Source organism: Kitasatospora sp. Root107, assembly GCF_001424875.1.
Lineage (GTDB): Bacteria > Actinomycetota > Actinomycetes > Streptomycetales > Streptomycetaceae > Kitasatospora.
In genome coordinates this window covers 92481-106563 of sequence record NZ_LMCT01000072.1, presented here as the reverse complement: position 1 = coordinate 106563, position 14083 = coordinate 92481, and the positions used below count along the sequence as shown (strand labels likewise).

The following is a 14083-nucleotide window of genomic DNA, read 5'->3' as shown; positions in this document are numbered from 1 at the left end:
GAGAAGCCGAGCTCCTTCACGGCGGCGCGGAGCAGCTCGTCCTCGCTGCGGTCGGTGCCGTCGCTGTCGATCCAGCGGACCAGGGCGGTCAGCTCGGCGGGCTCGTACGCGGTCACGGCTCGGCCGGCGGTGATTGCCGGCTTCTTCGGGCGGCGGGCCGACTTGGGCTCCTCGGCGACCGGCTCCTGAACCTCGGGCTCGGGCTCGACCTCGGGCTCGACCTCGACCTCGACGACGGCCTCGACCAACTCGGGCTCGGCGACGGCGATTTCGGCCACCACCTCGACCTCGGGCTCGGGCTCGACAACCGGCTCGGGGGTCACCTCGGCGACGACCTCGGGCTCGGCCTCGACAACCGGCTCGGGCTCCGCGACGACCTCGACCTCGACCTCGGCCTCAGGCTCGACAACAGCCTCAGGCTCCGCCTCAACGACAGGCTCGACCTCGGCGATCTCGGGCTCGGCCTCGACCTCGGCCTCGGCCTCGACAACAGCCTCGACCTCAACGGCCTCGGGCTCAACGACGGCCTCGGGCTCGACCTCGGGCTCGACCTCGGGCTCGACGACCGCCGCCGCCTCCGGCTCGCGCGGACCTGCCGCCAGCGCCTGGATGGCCGCCTCCTCGGTGGCGGTGCCGTTCAGCCGGTCGTACGCCGCGAGTGCGGCATCCCGGTCGGCCTGACGTTCCGCCAGCTCGGCCAGCAGCTCGCCGAGCCCGCCGTCCGTCAGGGCGGTGTGCAGCGCCCGGAGCGTGGGGAGGCGGTAGAGGGTGCCCTCGTCGGCGGCCAGGCGGTCGACCAGGTCGGCGAGTTCGGTCAGCGGCAGGGTGTCCAGGGACTGGCCGGGCAGCAGGGCGGAGAGCGCCCGGACTGCCTGGCCGAGCTCCTCGACGGCCTGGGCGACAGCGGTCAGCCCGGCGGCGTCGGTCACCGGCACGGGCTGGGCCGCGGCACCGGCGGCAGCGGTCCAGTCGGCCTGCGTCGCGGCGGCGGCGCGGACGGCGTCGAGCAGGTCGGCCCGGCGGGCCCGGCCGTCGAGCGCGAAGCTCTTGGCCTCGGCGCGCAGCGCACGCCTGCGACCCCAGGGGAGCTTCACGCCCTGCTCACGCCGCCAGCGCGCCGGGGCGAGGGCAGCGGTCAGGGCGTCCAGGTCGGCGTCGTAGACCTCGCTGCGCAGCGCGGCGGAAGTGCCGTGGGCGCGCTGGAGGATGGCGGTGATCCGGGTCAGCTCGGTCAGCGTCGCGGGCGTGGCCGCGTCGCCGAGCAGGGAGGCCAGGCTGTCCCGGGTGGCGATCAGGTCGTGGCTGCGGAGCTCGGCCAGGGCGGTGGAGGCGGCGCGGGCGTCCTCGGAGCTGGCCACGGCCTGCGCCGCGTACCAGGGGTTGGCCTCGGCGGTCAGGGTGAACCCGCCCAGTTCGGCGTAGCGGCCGAGATCCTCGCGCGGGTCACCCACCGAGGAGGAAGATGCGTCCACCGCCGGGTTGTCGGCGTCGTTCAGGTAGTTCACGGTCATGTGTGAAGTCCGGTTCGTGGCTGGGCGGACGGGGGGCGGTGGCGGCGGTGTGGTCCGCCGGCACGGGCGGGACTAGCGGAGCGCCCGGTGCGGACGCCCAGGATACGGGTGGGCGTTCGAGCGGTGCACGCACCCTGTGGGGTTCGGGCATGGCGCGCCGGGCGTACCGGTCAGCGGGGATCACCTCGGAGCACGGAGCGGAAGTCGGACAGTCGCACCGGCGGCAGGTACTCACGCACCAGCGTGCGTTCCCACCATGCGCCGGTCGTGCGCAGAGTGCGCCAGTCCGTGAAGCGATAACGGTAGAGCAGCGCGCGGACATACTCGGGCGGCGCGTCCGGGAAGGGGTTGTGCCGGAGCAGCCGCAGGGTGTCCCGGTCCCCGGCGAGCAACCGATGGACGAACGGTCTGAACCAGGGCCGCGCGTACGCCGGGGAGATCCCGGCGAACCACATCAGCCAGTCCAGCCGCAGGTGGTAGGGGGCGAACTGACGTGGCATCCGGTGCAGGTCGCCGGGTTTACCGTGGAAACCGTACTCCTGCCAGGCCGACCCCGCGGTGACCCGCCGGTCCGAGGTGCCCTGCACCACCACCTCAAGCCTGAGCCGGTTGATGGCCCCGAACGCACCGTAGGCGTTGACCAGGTGCAGCCGGTCGAACGAACGGTTCATCACCTGCCGGTGCGAGATCAGGTTCCGGGCGGGCCGGTAACTCAGCACCAGGACCAGCAGCGTGAAGGCCAGCACCGCGCCCAGGTACCACGGCGGCCCGGCGGCCGAAGTGCCCCCGGACAGCGGCAGGACCGAGCAGGCCAGCGCGATGGTGAGCCAGTTCAGCCAGGCGAAGTTGCCGGACAGCACCAGCCAGAGCTGGGTCACCACGATCAGTGCCGCGCAGACCCCGGCCACCGGCTGGGGCAGGAACAGGCCGACCGGGACGACCAGTTGAACCACATGGTTGGCCGCCGTCTCGACCTTGTGCAGCGGGGCGGGCAGGTGGTGGAAGAACCAGCTGAGCGGCCCGGGCATCGGCTGGGTCTCGTGGTGGTAGCGCAGGCAGGTGAGTTCGCGCCAGCAGCGGTCGCCCCGGAGTTTGATCAGCCCGGCACCGAACTCGACCCGGAACAGCAGCCAGCGGAGCAGCCAGAGCACCGGGGCCGCCGGGGCCACCTCGCCGTTGCCGAGGAAGGCGGCCAGCAGCCCCGCCTCCAGCAGCAGGGACTCCCAGCCGAAGGCGTACCAGGTCTGGCCGACGTTGACGATCGACAGGTAGAGCAGCCAGAGCAGGCCCCAGCCGAGCATCGCGGCCCACAGCGGGACGAGCTCACCCGCACCGGCCAGCAGGGCGGCGGCCAGCAGCGCACCGCACCAGGCCGTGCCCGCGAACGCCCGGTCCGAGTAGTGGAACCGGAACAGGCTGGGCGCCTGCCGCCAGTCGGTCCGGGCGAGGAACCGGGGCACCGGCAGCATGCCGTACTCCCCCATCAGCGCCCGGAACTGCCGGGCGGCCGCCAGGAAGGCGAGCAAGTACACGGCGGCGACCAGCCGTTGGAACACCAGCCGGCCCCACCAGTACTCGGGTGCCGCGAACCACTCCACGCCGGACCGCTCCTCCCACCGGACCGTCCATGACTACCACCAGCGGCACCGGCCGCAGGGCGACACCACCGGCAGGGTCAGCCACTCGGCCGACCCTGGCAGCAAGTCGGCCGTGGTTGGCAGCAAAGTGACTCGCATGATTCCGTCCCGATGTGGTGCGATTCGCCTGACAGCACCAAAATCAGGAGACACACATGACCGCGTCTCAGCAGTCCAGCCAACCGAACACCCGTGCTCCACGTGACGCCACTCCCCCGGCCGGTCCGGCCCGGAGTCCGGCCGCCGTCTGGGGTGCGCTCGCCATCGTCTACGTGGTCTGGGGCTCCACCTACCTGGCCATCCGGATCGCCGTCGAGACCATGCCACCGTTCCTCTCCGCCGCCGCCCGCTTCATCACCGCCGGACTGCTGCTGGCCGGGTTGGTGGCCTGGCGGCAGGGGCCGGCCGCGCTGAAGGTGACCCCGCGTCAGCTCGCCTCGGCCGGGCTGGTCGGGCTGATGCTGCTGCTCGGCGGGAACGGCATGGTGGTGCTGGCCGAGCAGGACGTACCGTCCGGGCTGGCCGCCCTGCTGGTCGCCGTGGTGCCGCTCTGGCTGGTGCTGCTGCGGCTGACCTCCGGGCAGCGCACCTCGCGGTCCACCCTGGCCGGGGTGCTGCTCGGACTGCTCGGGCTCGGGGTGCTGACCGTGCCCGGCCTGAGCGGTGACGTCGAGCTGGTCGGCGTGCTGCTGGTGATCGTGGCGACCCTGTCCTGGGCCGGCGGCTCCTTCCTCACCTCCCGGCTGCCGATGCCGAAGAACGTCTTCGCCACCAGCGCCTACGAGATGGTCATCGGCGGCCTGGGCTGCCTGGCGGTCGCCGCACTCAAGGGCGAGCCGCAGGCGCTGGAGCTGGCCGACGTCTCCACCCGCTCCTGGCTCGCGCTGGCCGCCCTGGTCGTGTTCGGCTCGCTGGTCGCCTTCACCGCGTACGCCTGGCTGCTGCAGAACGCCCCGCTGCCGCTGGTCGCCACCTACGCCTACGTGAACCCGGTGGTGGCCGTCCTGCTCGGCTGGCTGATCCTGGCCGAGCCGCTCAGTTGGCCGATCGTGCTGGGCGGCGCGATCGTGGTGGCCGCCGTCTGCCTGGTGGTGCGCACCGAACGGTGATCGACCGTCAGCCGAAAAACAGGGTCCGCCATCTTCTGAAGGCGGACCCTTGGCATATACCTACCAATGGGACGGCTCAATTCGAGAAAGTAACGATTGGCATACCTGCGCCATCCACATGGTTAAATTCTTGACGTTACATCGGCTCGACAGATTGACTCCCCCCGCTGCCGCAAAGCTGCGGCACGCAGTCAGGGAGGCACCACCCACCATGAACGCAACGCGCCGCACCCTCCTCGCCGCGGTCGCCGTGTCGATGACGCTGTCGATGGCCGCCTGTGGCCAGGACGGCACACCGGACCCGAACTCGACCGGCAGCAAGACCGTCGGTCTGCTGCTTCCCGAGCGGAGCTCGTCCACCCGGTACGAGAGCTTCGACAAGCCGATGATCGAGGCGGCGATCACCGCCCTGTGCACCAAGTGCGCGGTGGACTACGCCAACGCCGACGGCGACGAGACCCTGCAGCGGCAGCAGTTCGACCAGCTGCTGGCCAGGGGCGTCAAGGTGATCCTGCTCGACCCGGTGAACTCCAAGGTCACCGCGGACTGGGTGGACAAGGCCAACAAGCAGGGCGCGAAGGTCGTCGCGTACGACCGGCTGGCCGCCGGCAAGGTGACCGCGTACGTCTCGTTCGACAACCAGCGCACCGGTGAACTCCAGGGCGAGGCGCTGCTGCAGGCGCTCGGCCCGAAGGCCGCCCAGGCCACCGTGGTGATGATCAACGGTGCGGAGTCCGACCCGAACGCCGCGATGTTCAAGGCCGGCGCGCACAAGGCGCTGGACGGCAAGGTCAAGCGGATCGGCTATGAGCAGTCCGGCGAGTGGAAGCCCGAGACGGCCGCCCAGAAGACCACCGAGGCGATCCAGAGCCTCGGCAAGGACAACATCCAGGCGGTCTACTCGGCCAACGACGGCATGGCCGCCTCGATCATCGCCACCCTGAAGGCCGCCGGCGTGAAGAACGCGCCGGTCGGCGGCCAGGACGCCTCGATCGACGCCGTCCGCCGCCTGCTGACGGGCGAACAGGCGTACACCATCTACAAGCCGTACCGCCCGGAGGCCGACGCGGCCGCCAGCATCGCGGTCTACCTGCTGAAGGGCATCGGCATCACCTCGGTGGCCACCTCGGTGACCGACAGCGGCGGCGAGCAGATCCCCTCGATGCTGCTCAGCCCGATCGTGGTGACCAAGGCCAAGGTCGCCGAGACGATCGTGGCCGGCGGCCAGTACACGGCCGAGGAGATCTGCGACGCCGCCCACGCCGCCGCCTGCGCCGAGGCCGGGGTCAGGTAAGACCGACCGTCCTCAGCTGCGGGCGCGCTGGGTGACGGCGATGCAGGCGAGCACCCCGATCGCGGCCAGCGGGGCGGCCGGGCTCGGGGTCTCGTCCAGCAGCAGGACCGCCCAGCCGAGGGTCAGCAGCGGCTGGGCGAGCTGCAGTTGGCTGGCCTTCGGGATGCCGATCTCGGCCATCCCCCGGTACCAGAGCACGAAGCCGCCGAACTGCGAGACCGCCGCGATGTAGGCCAGCCCGGTCAGCGAACGGACCGTCAGCTCCATCGGCTCGAAGGTCACCGCGACGGCCGCCGTCACCGCCATCACCGGCGCGGCCGCCAGCACACCCCAGGCGATCACCTGCCAGCCGGGCAGCTCCCTGGCCAGCCGCCCGCCCTCGGCGTACCCGGCCGCGCAGACCGCCAGCGCGCCGAGCAGGTAGAGGTCGGCCAGGGTAAGCGCCCCGCCGCTCTGCTGCAGGGTGAAGCCGAGCACCACCGCCGCCCCGGTCAGCGCGGCGTACCAGAACGTCCGGGACGGGCGGAAACCCGAGCGCAGCGCCGCGAAGGTGGCGGTGGCCAGTGGCAGCAGCCCGACCACCACGGCGGTGTGCGCGGTGGACGAGATCCCCAGCGCCAGCGTGGTGAGCAGCGGGAAGCCGACCACGCAGCCGCCCGCCACGATCAGCAGCCCGGGCCAGTGCCGGCGGGCGGGCAGCGGGGCCCGGGCGGCGGCCAGGCCGATCGCGGCGACGACGGCCGCGAGCAGTCCGCGCAGGCCGGTCGAGGACCAGGGGCCGAAGCCGCTGAGCGCCCAGACGGTGGCCGGGAAGCTCAGCGAGAAGGAGACCACGCCCAGCGCTGCCAGGGCCGTGCCACCCCCGACCGCTATCGTGCTCGGCCGGATAGCGCTATCGTTTGCTGTCATGACCGAGCGTAGCAGTGTGGCAGAGCTGGCCGCCATCCTCCGAGCCGAGCTGAACCGCTACTCTCCACATGAGAAGCTGCCGTCCAGCCGGGCCCTGGTGGAGCGTCACCAGGTGAGCCCGGTGACGGTCTCCCGGGCGATCGCCGCCCTCGTGGCGGAGGGCCTGGTGGTGTCCCGGCCGGGCGCGGGAGTCTTCCGGGCCGAGCGGCGGGCCGCCCCGGCGCAGCCCGGCGACGTCTCCTGGCAGGAGCTGGCGCTGAGCGCCGAGACCTTCGGCGGGCAGGACCGGCGCACCGACGCCAGCGGGGTGCTCGGCGCCCTCACCATGCAGCCGGCCGACGTGCTGGACCTGAACAGCGGCTACCTGCACCCCTCGCTCCAGCCCGAACGGGCGCTGGCCGCCGCGCTGGCCAGGGCCGGGCGGCGGCCAGGCGCCTGGGGCCGGCCGCCGGTCGAGGGCCTGCCCGAGCTGCGGGCCTGGTTCGCCCGGGAGATCGGCGGGCCTGACGGTACGTTGAGCGCCTCGGACGTACTGATCACGGCGGGCGGGCAGGGCGCGCTGAGCACCGCGCTGCGCTCGCTGGTCGCGCCCGGCGCGCCGGTGCTGGTGGAGTCCCCGAGCTATCCCGGCACCCTCGCGGTGGCCCGGGCGGCCGGGCTGCGACCGGTCCCGGTGCCGGTGGACCAGGACGGCGTACGGACCGAGCTGCTGGCCGAGGCGTTCGCCGCGACCCGGGCCAGGGCCTTCGTCTGCCAGCCGCTGTTCCATAACCCGACCGGTGCGGTGCTCTCCGCCGAGCGGCGGCGCGAGGTGCTGCGGATCGCCCGGGCGGCCGGGGCCTTCGTGGTGGAGGACGACTTCGCCCGGCTGCTGGTGCACGCCGACGCCCCAGCACCGGCCCCGGCGCTCGCGGCGGAGGACCCGGACGGGGTGGTGGTGCACGTCCGCTCGCTGACCAAGGCCACCTCACCGAGCCTGCGGGTGGGCGGGCTGACGGCGCGCGGCCCGGCCTTCGAGCGGCTGCGGGCGATGCAGGCGGTGGACAGTTTCTTCGTCTCCCGCCCGCTCCAGGAGACCGCCCTCGAGCTGGTCGGCTCCCCCGCCTGGGCCCGCCAACTCCGGGACATCTCCGCCGCCCTGGCGGAGCGTCGGCGGGCCGCGGTGGACACCCTGGCGCGGCTGCGGCCCGAGCTGCTCGGCGAGCGGATCTCTCCAGGCGGCTACCACCTCTGGCTGCGGCTGGCGGACGGCACCGACGACCGCGAACTGGCCGCCGCCGCCCGTCGCAACGGAGTTGCGGTCACCCCAGGCCGCCCGTACTTCGCCGCCGAGCCACCCGCCCCGCACCTGCGGCTCAGCTACGCCGCCTCCCGCAACCTCGCCGACCTCACCGAGGGCATCACCCGGCTGGCCCGCACTATGGACGACCAGCCTGCTCCGGGTGCGCCCTAAGCTGGGCGCTATGCCCGAATTGCCGGAAGTCCAGGCGCTCGCCGAGCGGATCGCCGAGGCGTCCGAGGGTCGGACCGTCGAGCGGGTGGACGTGCTGTCGATCCAGGTGCTGAAGACCTTCGACCCGCCGGTGACCGCCCTGCACGGACAGCCCGTCACTTCGGTGACCCGGCACGGGAAGTTCCTCGACCTGCTGGCCGGGGACGGACCGCACCTGGTGCTGCACCTGGCCAGGGCCGGCTGGATCCGGCACCGTGCCTCCTTCCCTGACCGCCCGGGTGGCGCCCGGCCCGGCAAGGGGCCGCAGGCGCTTCGGCTGGTCCTGGACGACGGCTCCGGTTTCGACGTCACCGAGCAGGGCACCACCAAACGCCTGGCCGCCTACGTGGTGACCGACCCTCAACTGGTGCCCGGCATCGCCCGGTTGGGCCTGGACCCGCTCGGCCCGGAGTTCACCGGGCAGCGGCTGGCCGAGCTGGCGGCGGCCCGGCGCCACCGGCTGAAGACCTTCCTCACCGACCAGACCGTGCTGGCCGGCATCGGCAACGCCTACTCGGACGAGATCCTGCACGAGGCCAGGCTCTCCCCGTACGCGCTGGCCCCGTCGCTGGACCAGGAGCAGCTGGACCGGCTGTACACCGCCACCCGGCAGGTGCTCGGTTCGGCGGTCGAGCGGGCCCGCGCCACCGCCGCCGACGCGCTCAAGGCGGAGAAGAAGGCGGGCCTGGCGGTGCACGGGCGGGCCGGGGAGCGCTGCCCGCGCTGCGGGGACACCGTCCGCTCGGTGAACTTCGCCGAGTCCTCGCTGCAGTACTGCCCGAGCTGTCAGACCGGCGGGCGGGTGCTGGCCGACCGCCGATTGTCCAGACTGCTCAAGTAGAACCCAGGCAACGGATGGTGGCGGGGCGGACCAGCAGCTCCGCGAGCCGTCCGGCGCGCTGTCCGTGGTGCGCCCGCCACCCGGCCGGACTGGTCCACTGCTCGACCGTCAGCATCCGGTCCCGGCTGTTCGGGTCGATGTAGAGCTCGAAGGTCAGGCAGCCGGGCAGTTCGGCGGCCGGTTCCAACTGGGCCTCCAGCTCGGTCCGCAGCTCGTCCTGCCGACCCGGGGCCGCCTCGTACCCGACCAGTACGGTGAGCATTCCGGCACCGTCAGAACGTGCCGGTGTCGATGACGAAGCGGTACCGCACGTCGCTCGCCAGCACCCGCTCGTACGCCTCGTTGATCTGGTCCACCGCGATGGTCTCGATCTCCGCGCCGAGGCCGTGCCGGGCGCAGAAGTCCAGCATCTCCTGGGTCTCCCGGATGCCGCCGATCATCGAGCCGGCCAGCTGCTTGCGGCCGCCGATCAGCGAGAACATGTTCACCGGGGAGGGCTCGGCCGGGGCGCCGACGTTGACCAGGGTGCCGCCGGTGCGCAGCAGGCCGAGGTAGTCGTCCAGCGGCAGGTTGGCCGAGACGGTGTTGACGATCAGGTCGAAGGTGCCGGCCAGCTCGGTGAAGGTGGCCGGGTCGGCGGTGGCGTGGAAGTGGTCGGCGCCCAGCCGAAGGCCGTCCTCCTGCTTGCGCAGCGACTGGCTGAGCACGGTGACCTCGGCGCCCATCGCGTGGGCGATCTTGACGCCCATGTGGCCGAGGCCGCCCAGGCCGACGATGGCGACCTTCTTGCCCGGGCCCGCCTGCCAGTGGCTGAGCGGCGAGTAGAGGGTGATCCCGGCGCAGAGCAGCGGGGCGGCCTCGGCCAGGCCGATGCCCTCCGGGATGCCGAGCACGTAGTTCTCGTCGACCACGATGTGGGTGCTGTAGCCACCGTAGGTGGGCTGCCCGTCGGGGCCGGACGGGTAGGTGAAGGTCACGCCCCCCGTGCAGTACTGCTCGTGCCCGGCCACGCAGTTGTCGCACTCGCGACAGGAGTCCACGAAGCAGCCGACCCCGACCCGGTCGCCGACCGCGTACCGGGTGACGCCGGGGCCGACCTCGGAGACCACGCCCGCGATCTCGTGGCCCGGCACCATCGGGAACGGGGCCTGGCCCCAGTCCTCGTTGACCTGGTGGATGTCGGAGTGGCAGATGCCGGAGAACTTGATGTCGATCAGGACGTCGTGCTCGCCGACCGGCCGACGCGACACGGTGGTGCGCTCCAGCGGCGCCTTGGGCGCGGGGGCGGCGTAGGCGGCGACGGTGGTGATGCTCATGGGTGAAGCCCTTCGGGTCCGACGTGCTGTCAGGACTGATCCTGCCCGGCCCGAGGGCTGCTACCCAGGCCCCCACGCCACCTGGGAACCACTGAACCTGGGTCCACGAGAACCACCCTTAGGATCGGAGCATGGGCAACAGGACTGAACTCGGGACGTTCCTGCGGTCGCGGCGGGCCCGGCTGCAGCCGGCCGACGCCGGGCTGCAGCAGTACGGCGAGCGCCGCCGGGTGCCGGGGCTGCGGCGGGAGGAGCTGGCCCAGCTGGCCGGTGTGAGCGTGGACTACTATGTACGGTTCGAGCAGGGCCGGGCGGAGAACGTCTCGGACAGCGTGATCGACGCGGTGGCCACCGCCCTGCGCCTCGACCAGGCCGAGCGGCAGCACCTGCTGCACCTGGTCCGTCCGGACGTCACCGGTGCGCGCCCCGCGCAGCAGGTCCGCCCGGGGCTGCGCCGGCTGCTGGACTCGATGCCGGACACCCCCGCCCTGGTGGTCGGGCGGCGGACGGACATCCTGGCCTGGAACGAGCCGTTGGCATCGCTACTGCTGGTGGACCTGGCGGCGCTGGCACCGGAACGGCGGAACCTCACCTGGCTGCACTTCTGCGACGAGCGGATGCGCAGCCGGTACGTGGACTGGGAGTGCAAGGCCCGCGACCTGGTGGCGATCCTGCGGATGGACCTCGGACGGCACCAGTGCGATCCCGAGTACACCGACCTGGTGGCTCGACTGGCGGATCGCAGCCCCGAGTTCGCCCGGTTCTGGGAGGAACAGGAGGTCCGCGAGAAGACCCACGGCGAGTACGCGATCTGGCACCCCGCAGCCGGTACGTTCACCCTCGCCTACGAGACCCTGCGGCTGCCGGACGACCCGGACCAGGTCCTGGTCGTCCACACCGCCGAGGCCGGTTCGCCCGCCGAGTCGGCGCTCCGCACGGTGGTCGAGGGCGCTCGGGCCGCCTCGCACTCGATCTGACGCTCCGTCGGCCGGGACCCGGGCAGGCCCGGCCGACGGAGCGCGTTCAGGACGCGATCCCGCAGTACTGCTGCTGCTTGCCGATCGCGCGGTACATGCAGTCGGCGTTCTCCACCAGCCGCAGCACGGCGTCGCGGTTCCGGCTGGTCTCCCGGCCGATCACCTCGTCGGGCGGGTAGAAGCCGCCCCCGCCGGAGGACGGGTACATCTCGAAGGTGTAGGCGAAGACCCGCTGCGAGCCCCACAGCCAGTCGTCGATGGTCCCGTCGGTGATGTACAGGTCGCTGGACTGCTCGGGCGTGTAGCCGTTGCTGTTCGCCATGGTCTTGCCGAAGGTGGCGAAGGTGTTGTACTCGTCCGCCGTCATGCCGGGGACGACGCTGTCGTACGTCCACCCGAACGGCCAGAGCACCAGCTCGCTGTAGGTGTGGAAGTCGATCGCGGCGGTGATCTGCTGCTTGCCGCCGACGATCCGGGTGCGGACGAAGTCGGCCACCACCTTGACCTCCTTGGCGGACTCCGCGGCAGTTCCCCGGTAGGTCTCGCTGGAGGTGGAGCCCGAAGAACCGCCGCAGCAACCGAACTTGTAGTTCCAGTTCCGGTTCTGGTCGGTACCGACGTAGCTGGAACCGGAGTTGGGCTGCCGGTTCTTGCGCCAGCTGCGGTAGTTTCCGGTGGCCACGTCGTACTCGCCGCCGTCCGGGTTGACGTCCGGGATGATCCAGATCTCCCGGCTGTTCACCGCGTTGGCGATCCGGCTGTCGGTGGCGTACTTGTCGCCGAACTCGTGCAGCAGGTAGAGCGCCATCTCGACGGTGAGGTGCTCCCGAGCGTGCTGGTGGTGGGTGAACAGCACCTCCGGCTCGGCCTCGTCGGTGCCGACGTTGTCGCTGATCTTGATCGCGAACAGGTCCCGGCCTTCGTACGACTTGCCGATCACCTGCTTGCTCATGATGGCCGGGTGCGCCGCCACCACGGCGTTGATGTCGGCGGTGGCCTCGGCGTAGTTGTGGTACATCGAGTCCTTGGACGGGAAGTCGTTGATGGTGACGCCCAGTCCGGCTTCGGTCTCCGGGCCGGGCAGCGCGGTCAACTTCCAGCCCTGGGCCCGGAGTCGGCGGGCCTCGGCGGCGGTGGCGGAGACCACCACCGACTGGGCGTCCACCTCGTCGATCGAGACGCCGACGGCGGCGATCGCACTGCGCTCGCCGACGGTGCGGGGGCCGTCGATGGTGTACTGGGTGATCGACTCGTCCGGGATGGCGGACGAACTCTCGTTCACCGGTGCGGATTTGGCGCTGGCTTCGGAAGCCAGCGGCATCGCCAGCGCTAGCGCCAGCAGGGCGGCAACGGCCGCAGCGGGCTTTCCGCGACTGAGCAGTCGCATGACTGTCCTCCTGTGGGGGTTGTCCGGCAGGACGGATGGAGGGAGGAACTGCGGCGCGCGCCAAGCCTGATGGTGACGGCACTGTCATGTGTGGGTCAAGGGCATCCGTGGCGAAGTCTTCTGCCAGATGTACTTGTCATGTCACCTGCCGTCCGCTCAACTGTCCGATGCTGGCCTTCTCCCCAACCCCCAGACCAGGAGAGACCGTTGAGCCTTCGCCGGATTGCCACCGCCCTGCTCGCCACCGCTGCCGCGACCCTGCTGCCGATCGCACCGGCCCACGCCACCGAGCTGCCGTTCGCCGGGGCCACCACCGTCGGCCTGCACAACACCTACGACCCGGCCGCCTTCGCCCAGTTGGCCCGTGCGCTGGACACCGGCACCGGCATGATCGAGCTGGACGTCTGGACCGACACCGTCACCAAGGAGTGGAAGGTCAGCCACTCCAACCCGCTCGGCAACAGCAACAACTGCGTCGCGGCCACCGACGCCTCGCAGCTGTACGGCGGTGGCGCCAACAAGAACCTCGAGCACTGCCTGGACGACATCCGGCTCTGGCTCGGCGCGCACCCCCAATCTGGGCCGCTGGTCGTCAAGTTGGAGCTCAAGGGCGGCTTCGCCGGCAACCGGGGCATGGGCCCGGCCCAGCTCGACGCGCTGATCGCCGCGCACCTCGGCAGCAGCGTCTTCCGCCCGGCCGACCTGCTGGGCTCGTACGCCACCCTGGACGACGCCGCCCGGGCCGGGAACTGGCCGAGCCGCTCGGCGCTGGCCGGGCGGGTACTGGTCGACATCATCCCCGGCACCGTCGAGGAGCAGAACCCGTTCGACACCCTGCACACCGACGTTGAGTACGGGCGCTACCTGCGGGACCTCGCCGCAGCCGGACGGGTCGGCCAGGCGCAGGCCTTCCCGGTCGTGCACGGCGCGGCAGCGGGCGATCCCCGCGGTAAGTACGGCGAGACCAACCTCCGTCCGTGGTTCGTGGTCTTCGACGGGGACGCCGCCACCTACCTGGCCGGGAGCATCGACACCTCCTGGTACCAGTCCCGGCACTACCTGCTGGTCATGACGGACGCTCACAACGTCGCCCCGGCCATCTCCGGCACCACCCCCACCGCCGACCAGGCCCGCGCCCGGGTCACCCAGCTGGCCGCCGCCCACGCCAGCATCGCCACCAGCGACTGGCGTTCGCTGCCGGAGATCCAGTCCCTGGTGCTGCCGCGCGGCTGATCACATCGTGGAAAGGTCTCGATCGGGTGGACCGGCTGCTCGTAGGCTCCCGGCATGACCCGAGCCGAACTGCCGCCCATCGCCGCCCGCGCCGCCGCCGTCGGGCCGTCCGCCGTACGGGAGATCCTCGCGCTGACCGCGCGGCCCGAGGTGATCTCGTTCGCGGGCGGCCTGCCCGCGCCCGAACTCTTCGACGTGGCGGGCCTGCGGGCGGCCTACGACCGGGCGTTCACCGAAGTCCCGGACCGGGCCCTGCAGTACTCCACCACCGAGGGCGACCCGGAGCTGCGCACCGCGATAGCCGAACGGCTGACGGGTCGTGGACTGGCCACCGCCCCGGACGAGTTGCTCGTCACCACCGGCTCGCAGCAGGGTCT

At 71.8% G+C, this 14083-nt stretch carries 12 protein-coding genes and 1 pseudogene; 7 read left to right on the top strand and 6 right to left on the bottom strand.

Going from position 1 to position 14083, the window contains the following annotated elements:
• The coding region (locus ASC99_RS39965) for a hypothetical protein (protein WP_200948503.1) at positions 1-1511 on the bottom strand (1511 nt) is incomplete at its 3' end.
• Between the two features lie 170 nt (positions 1512-1681).
• On the bottom strand, positions 1682-3109 hold the full coding sequence (locus ASC99_RS33935; protein WP_057239403.1) for a lipase maturation factor family protein: 1428 nt from the start codon (positions 3107-3109) through the stop codon (positions 1682-1684).
• Between the two features lie 194 nt (positions 3110-3303).
• On the opposite strand from ASC99_RS33935, the gene ASC99_RS33930 reads away from it, so the two are divergent.
• Positions 3304-4257, top strand: a complete 954-nt coding sequence (locus tag ASC99_RS33930) for an EamA family transporter (protein ID WP_057239401.1) — start codon at positions 3304-3306, stop codon at positions 4255-4257.
• Positions 4258-4468: 211 nt separating this feature from the next.
• A complete protein-coding gene (locus ASC99_RS33925; RefSeq protein WP_057239399.1) occupies positions 4469-5551 on the top strand; it encodes a sugar ABC transporter substrate-binding protein in 1083 nt (360 codons plus the stop codon).
• Between the two features lie 12 nt (positions 5552-5563).
• Here ASC99_RS33925 and ASC99_RS33920 read toward each other — a convergent pair whose 3' ends face one another.
• The gene (locus ASC99_RS33920; protein ID WP_082598857.1) at positions 5564-6460 is read right to left on the bottom strand and encodes a DMT family transporter; all 897 of its coding nucleotides are present in this window, start codon (positions 6458-6460) and stop codon (positions 5564-5566) included.
• Here ASC99_RS33920 and ASC99_RS33915 point away from each other — a divergent pair.
• A complete protein-coding gene (locus ASC99_RS33915) occupies positions 6459-7913 on the top strand; it encodes a PLP-dependent aminotransferase family protein (RefSeq protein ID WP_057239395.1) in 1455 nt (484 codons plus the stop codon). The genes ASC99_RS33920 and ASC99_RS33915 overlap by 2 nt on opposite strands.
• A 10-nt stretch (positions 7914-7923) precedes the next feature.
• The gene (locus ASC99_RS33910; RefSeq protein WP_057239393.1) at positions 7924-8793 is read left to right on the top strand and encodes an Fpg/Nei family DNA glycosylase; all 870 of its coding nucleotides are present in this window, start codon (positions 7924-7926) and stop codon (positions 8791-8793) included.
• Here the strand turns inward: ASC99_RS33910 and ASC99_RS33905 are convergent.
• Both ASC99_RS33905 and ASC99_RS33900 read right to left on the bottom strand, forming a co-directional pair.
• Positions 8786-9055 carry a putative quinol monooxygenase gene (locus ASC99_RS33905; protein WP_057239392.1) on the bottom strand — a complete coding sequence of 90 codons (270 nt, stop codon included), beginning with the start codon at positions 9053-9055 and terminating at the stop codon, positions 8786-8788. The two genes, ASC99_RS33910 and ASC99_RS33905, sit on opposite strands and share 8 nt — an antisense overlap.
• A 10-nt stretch (positions 9056-9065) precedes the next feature.
• Positions 9066-10103: an NAD(P)-dependent alcohol dehydrogenase gene (locus ASC99_RS33900; protein WP_057239975.1), complete on the bottom strand. Its 1038-nt coding sequence runs from the start codon at positions 10101-10103 to the stop codon at positions 9066-9068.
• Positions 10104-10240: 137 nt separating this feature from the next.
• Here ASC99_RS33900 and ASC99_RS33895 point away from each other — a divergent pair, with 137 nt between their 5' ends.
• Entirely contained in the window at positions 10241-11086 is an 846-nt protein-coding gene (locus ASC99_RS33895) for a helix-turn-helix transcriptional regulator (protein WP_057239390.1), read from the top strand.
• A gap of 46 nt (positions 11087-11132) precedes the next feature.
• Here ASC99_RS33895 and ASC99_RS33890 read toward each other — a convergent pair whose 3' ends face one another.
• Positions 11133-12473 carry a M14 family metallopeptidase gene (locus ASC99_RS33890; protein WP_057239388.1) on the bottom strand — a complete coding sequence of 447 codons (1341 nt, stop codon included), beginning with the start codon at positions 12471-12473 and terminating at the stop codon, positions 11133-11135.
• 207 nt (positions 12474-12680) lie between these two features.
• Between ASC99_RS33890 and ASC99_RS33885 the strand changes: the two genes are divergently transcribed.
• Complete coding sequence (locus ASC99_RS33885; protein WP_057239385.1) at positions 12681-13706, top strand: phosphatidylinositol-specific phospholipase C domain-containing protein; 1026 nt, start codon at positions 12681-12683, stop codon at positions 13704-13706.
• A gap of 54 nt (positions 13707-13760) precedes the next feature.
• A pseudogene (locus ASC99_RS41550) lies at positions 13761-14083 on the top strand (PLP-dependent aminotransferase family protein); the annotation flags it as partial.

Bases quoted from the DNA above. Each gene is read 5' to 3' on its own strand.
- ASC99_RS33930 (WP_057239401.1), top strand. From the start codon at position 3,304: ATGACCGCGTCTCAGCAGTCCAGCCAACCGAACACCCGTGCTCCACGT.
- ASC99_RS33925 (WP_057239399.1), top strand. From the start codon at position 4,469: ATGAACGCAACGCGCCGCACCCTCCTCGCCGCGGTCGCCGTGTCGATG.
- ASC99_RS33915 (WP_057239395.1), top strand. From the start codon at position 6,459: ATGACCGAGCGTAGCAGTGTGGCAGAGCTGGCCGCCATCCTCCGAGCC.
- ASC99_RS33920 (WP_082598857.1), bottom strand. From the start codon at position 6,460: ATGACAGCAAACGATAGCGCTATCCGGCCGAGCACGATAGCGGTCGGG.
- ASC99_RS33910 (WP_057239393.1), top strand. From the start codon at position 7,924: ATGCCCGAATTGCCGGAAGTCCAGGCGCTCGCCGAGCGGATCGCCGAG.
- ASC99_RS33905 (WP_057239392.1), bottom strand. From the start codon at position 9,055: ATGCTCACCGTACTGGTCGGGTACGAGGCGGCCCCGGGTCGGCAGGAC.
- ASC99_RS33895 (WP_057239390.1), top strand. From the start codon at position 10,241: ATGGGCAACAGGACTGAACTCGGGACGTTCCTGCGGTCGCGGCGGGCC.
- ASC99_RS33890 (WP_057239388.1), bottom strand. From the start codon at position 12,473: ATGCGACTGCTCAGTCGCGGAAAGCCCGCTGCGGCCGTTGCCGCCCTG.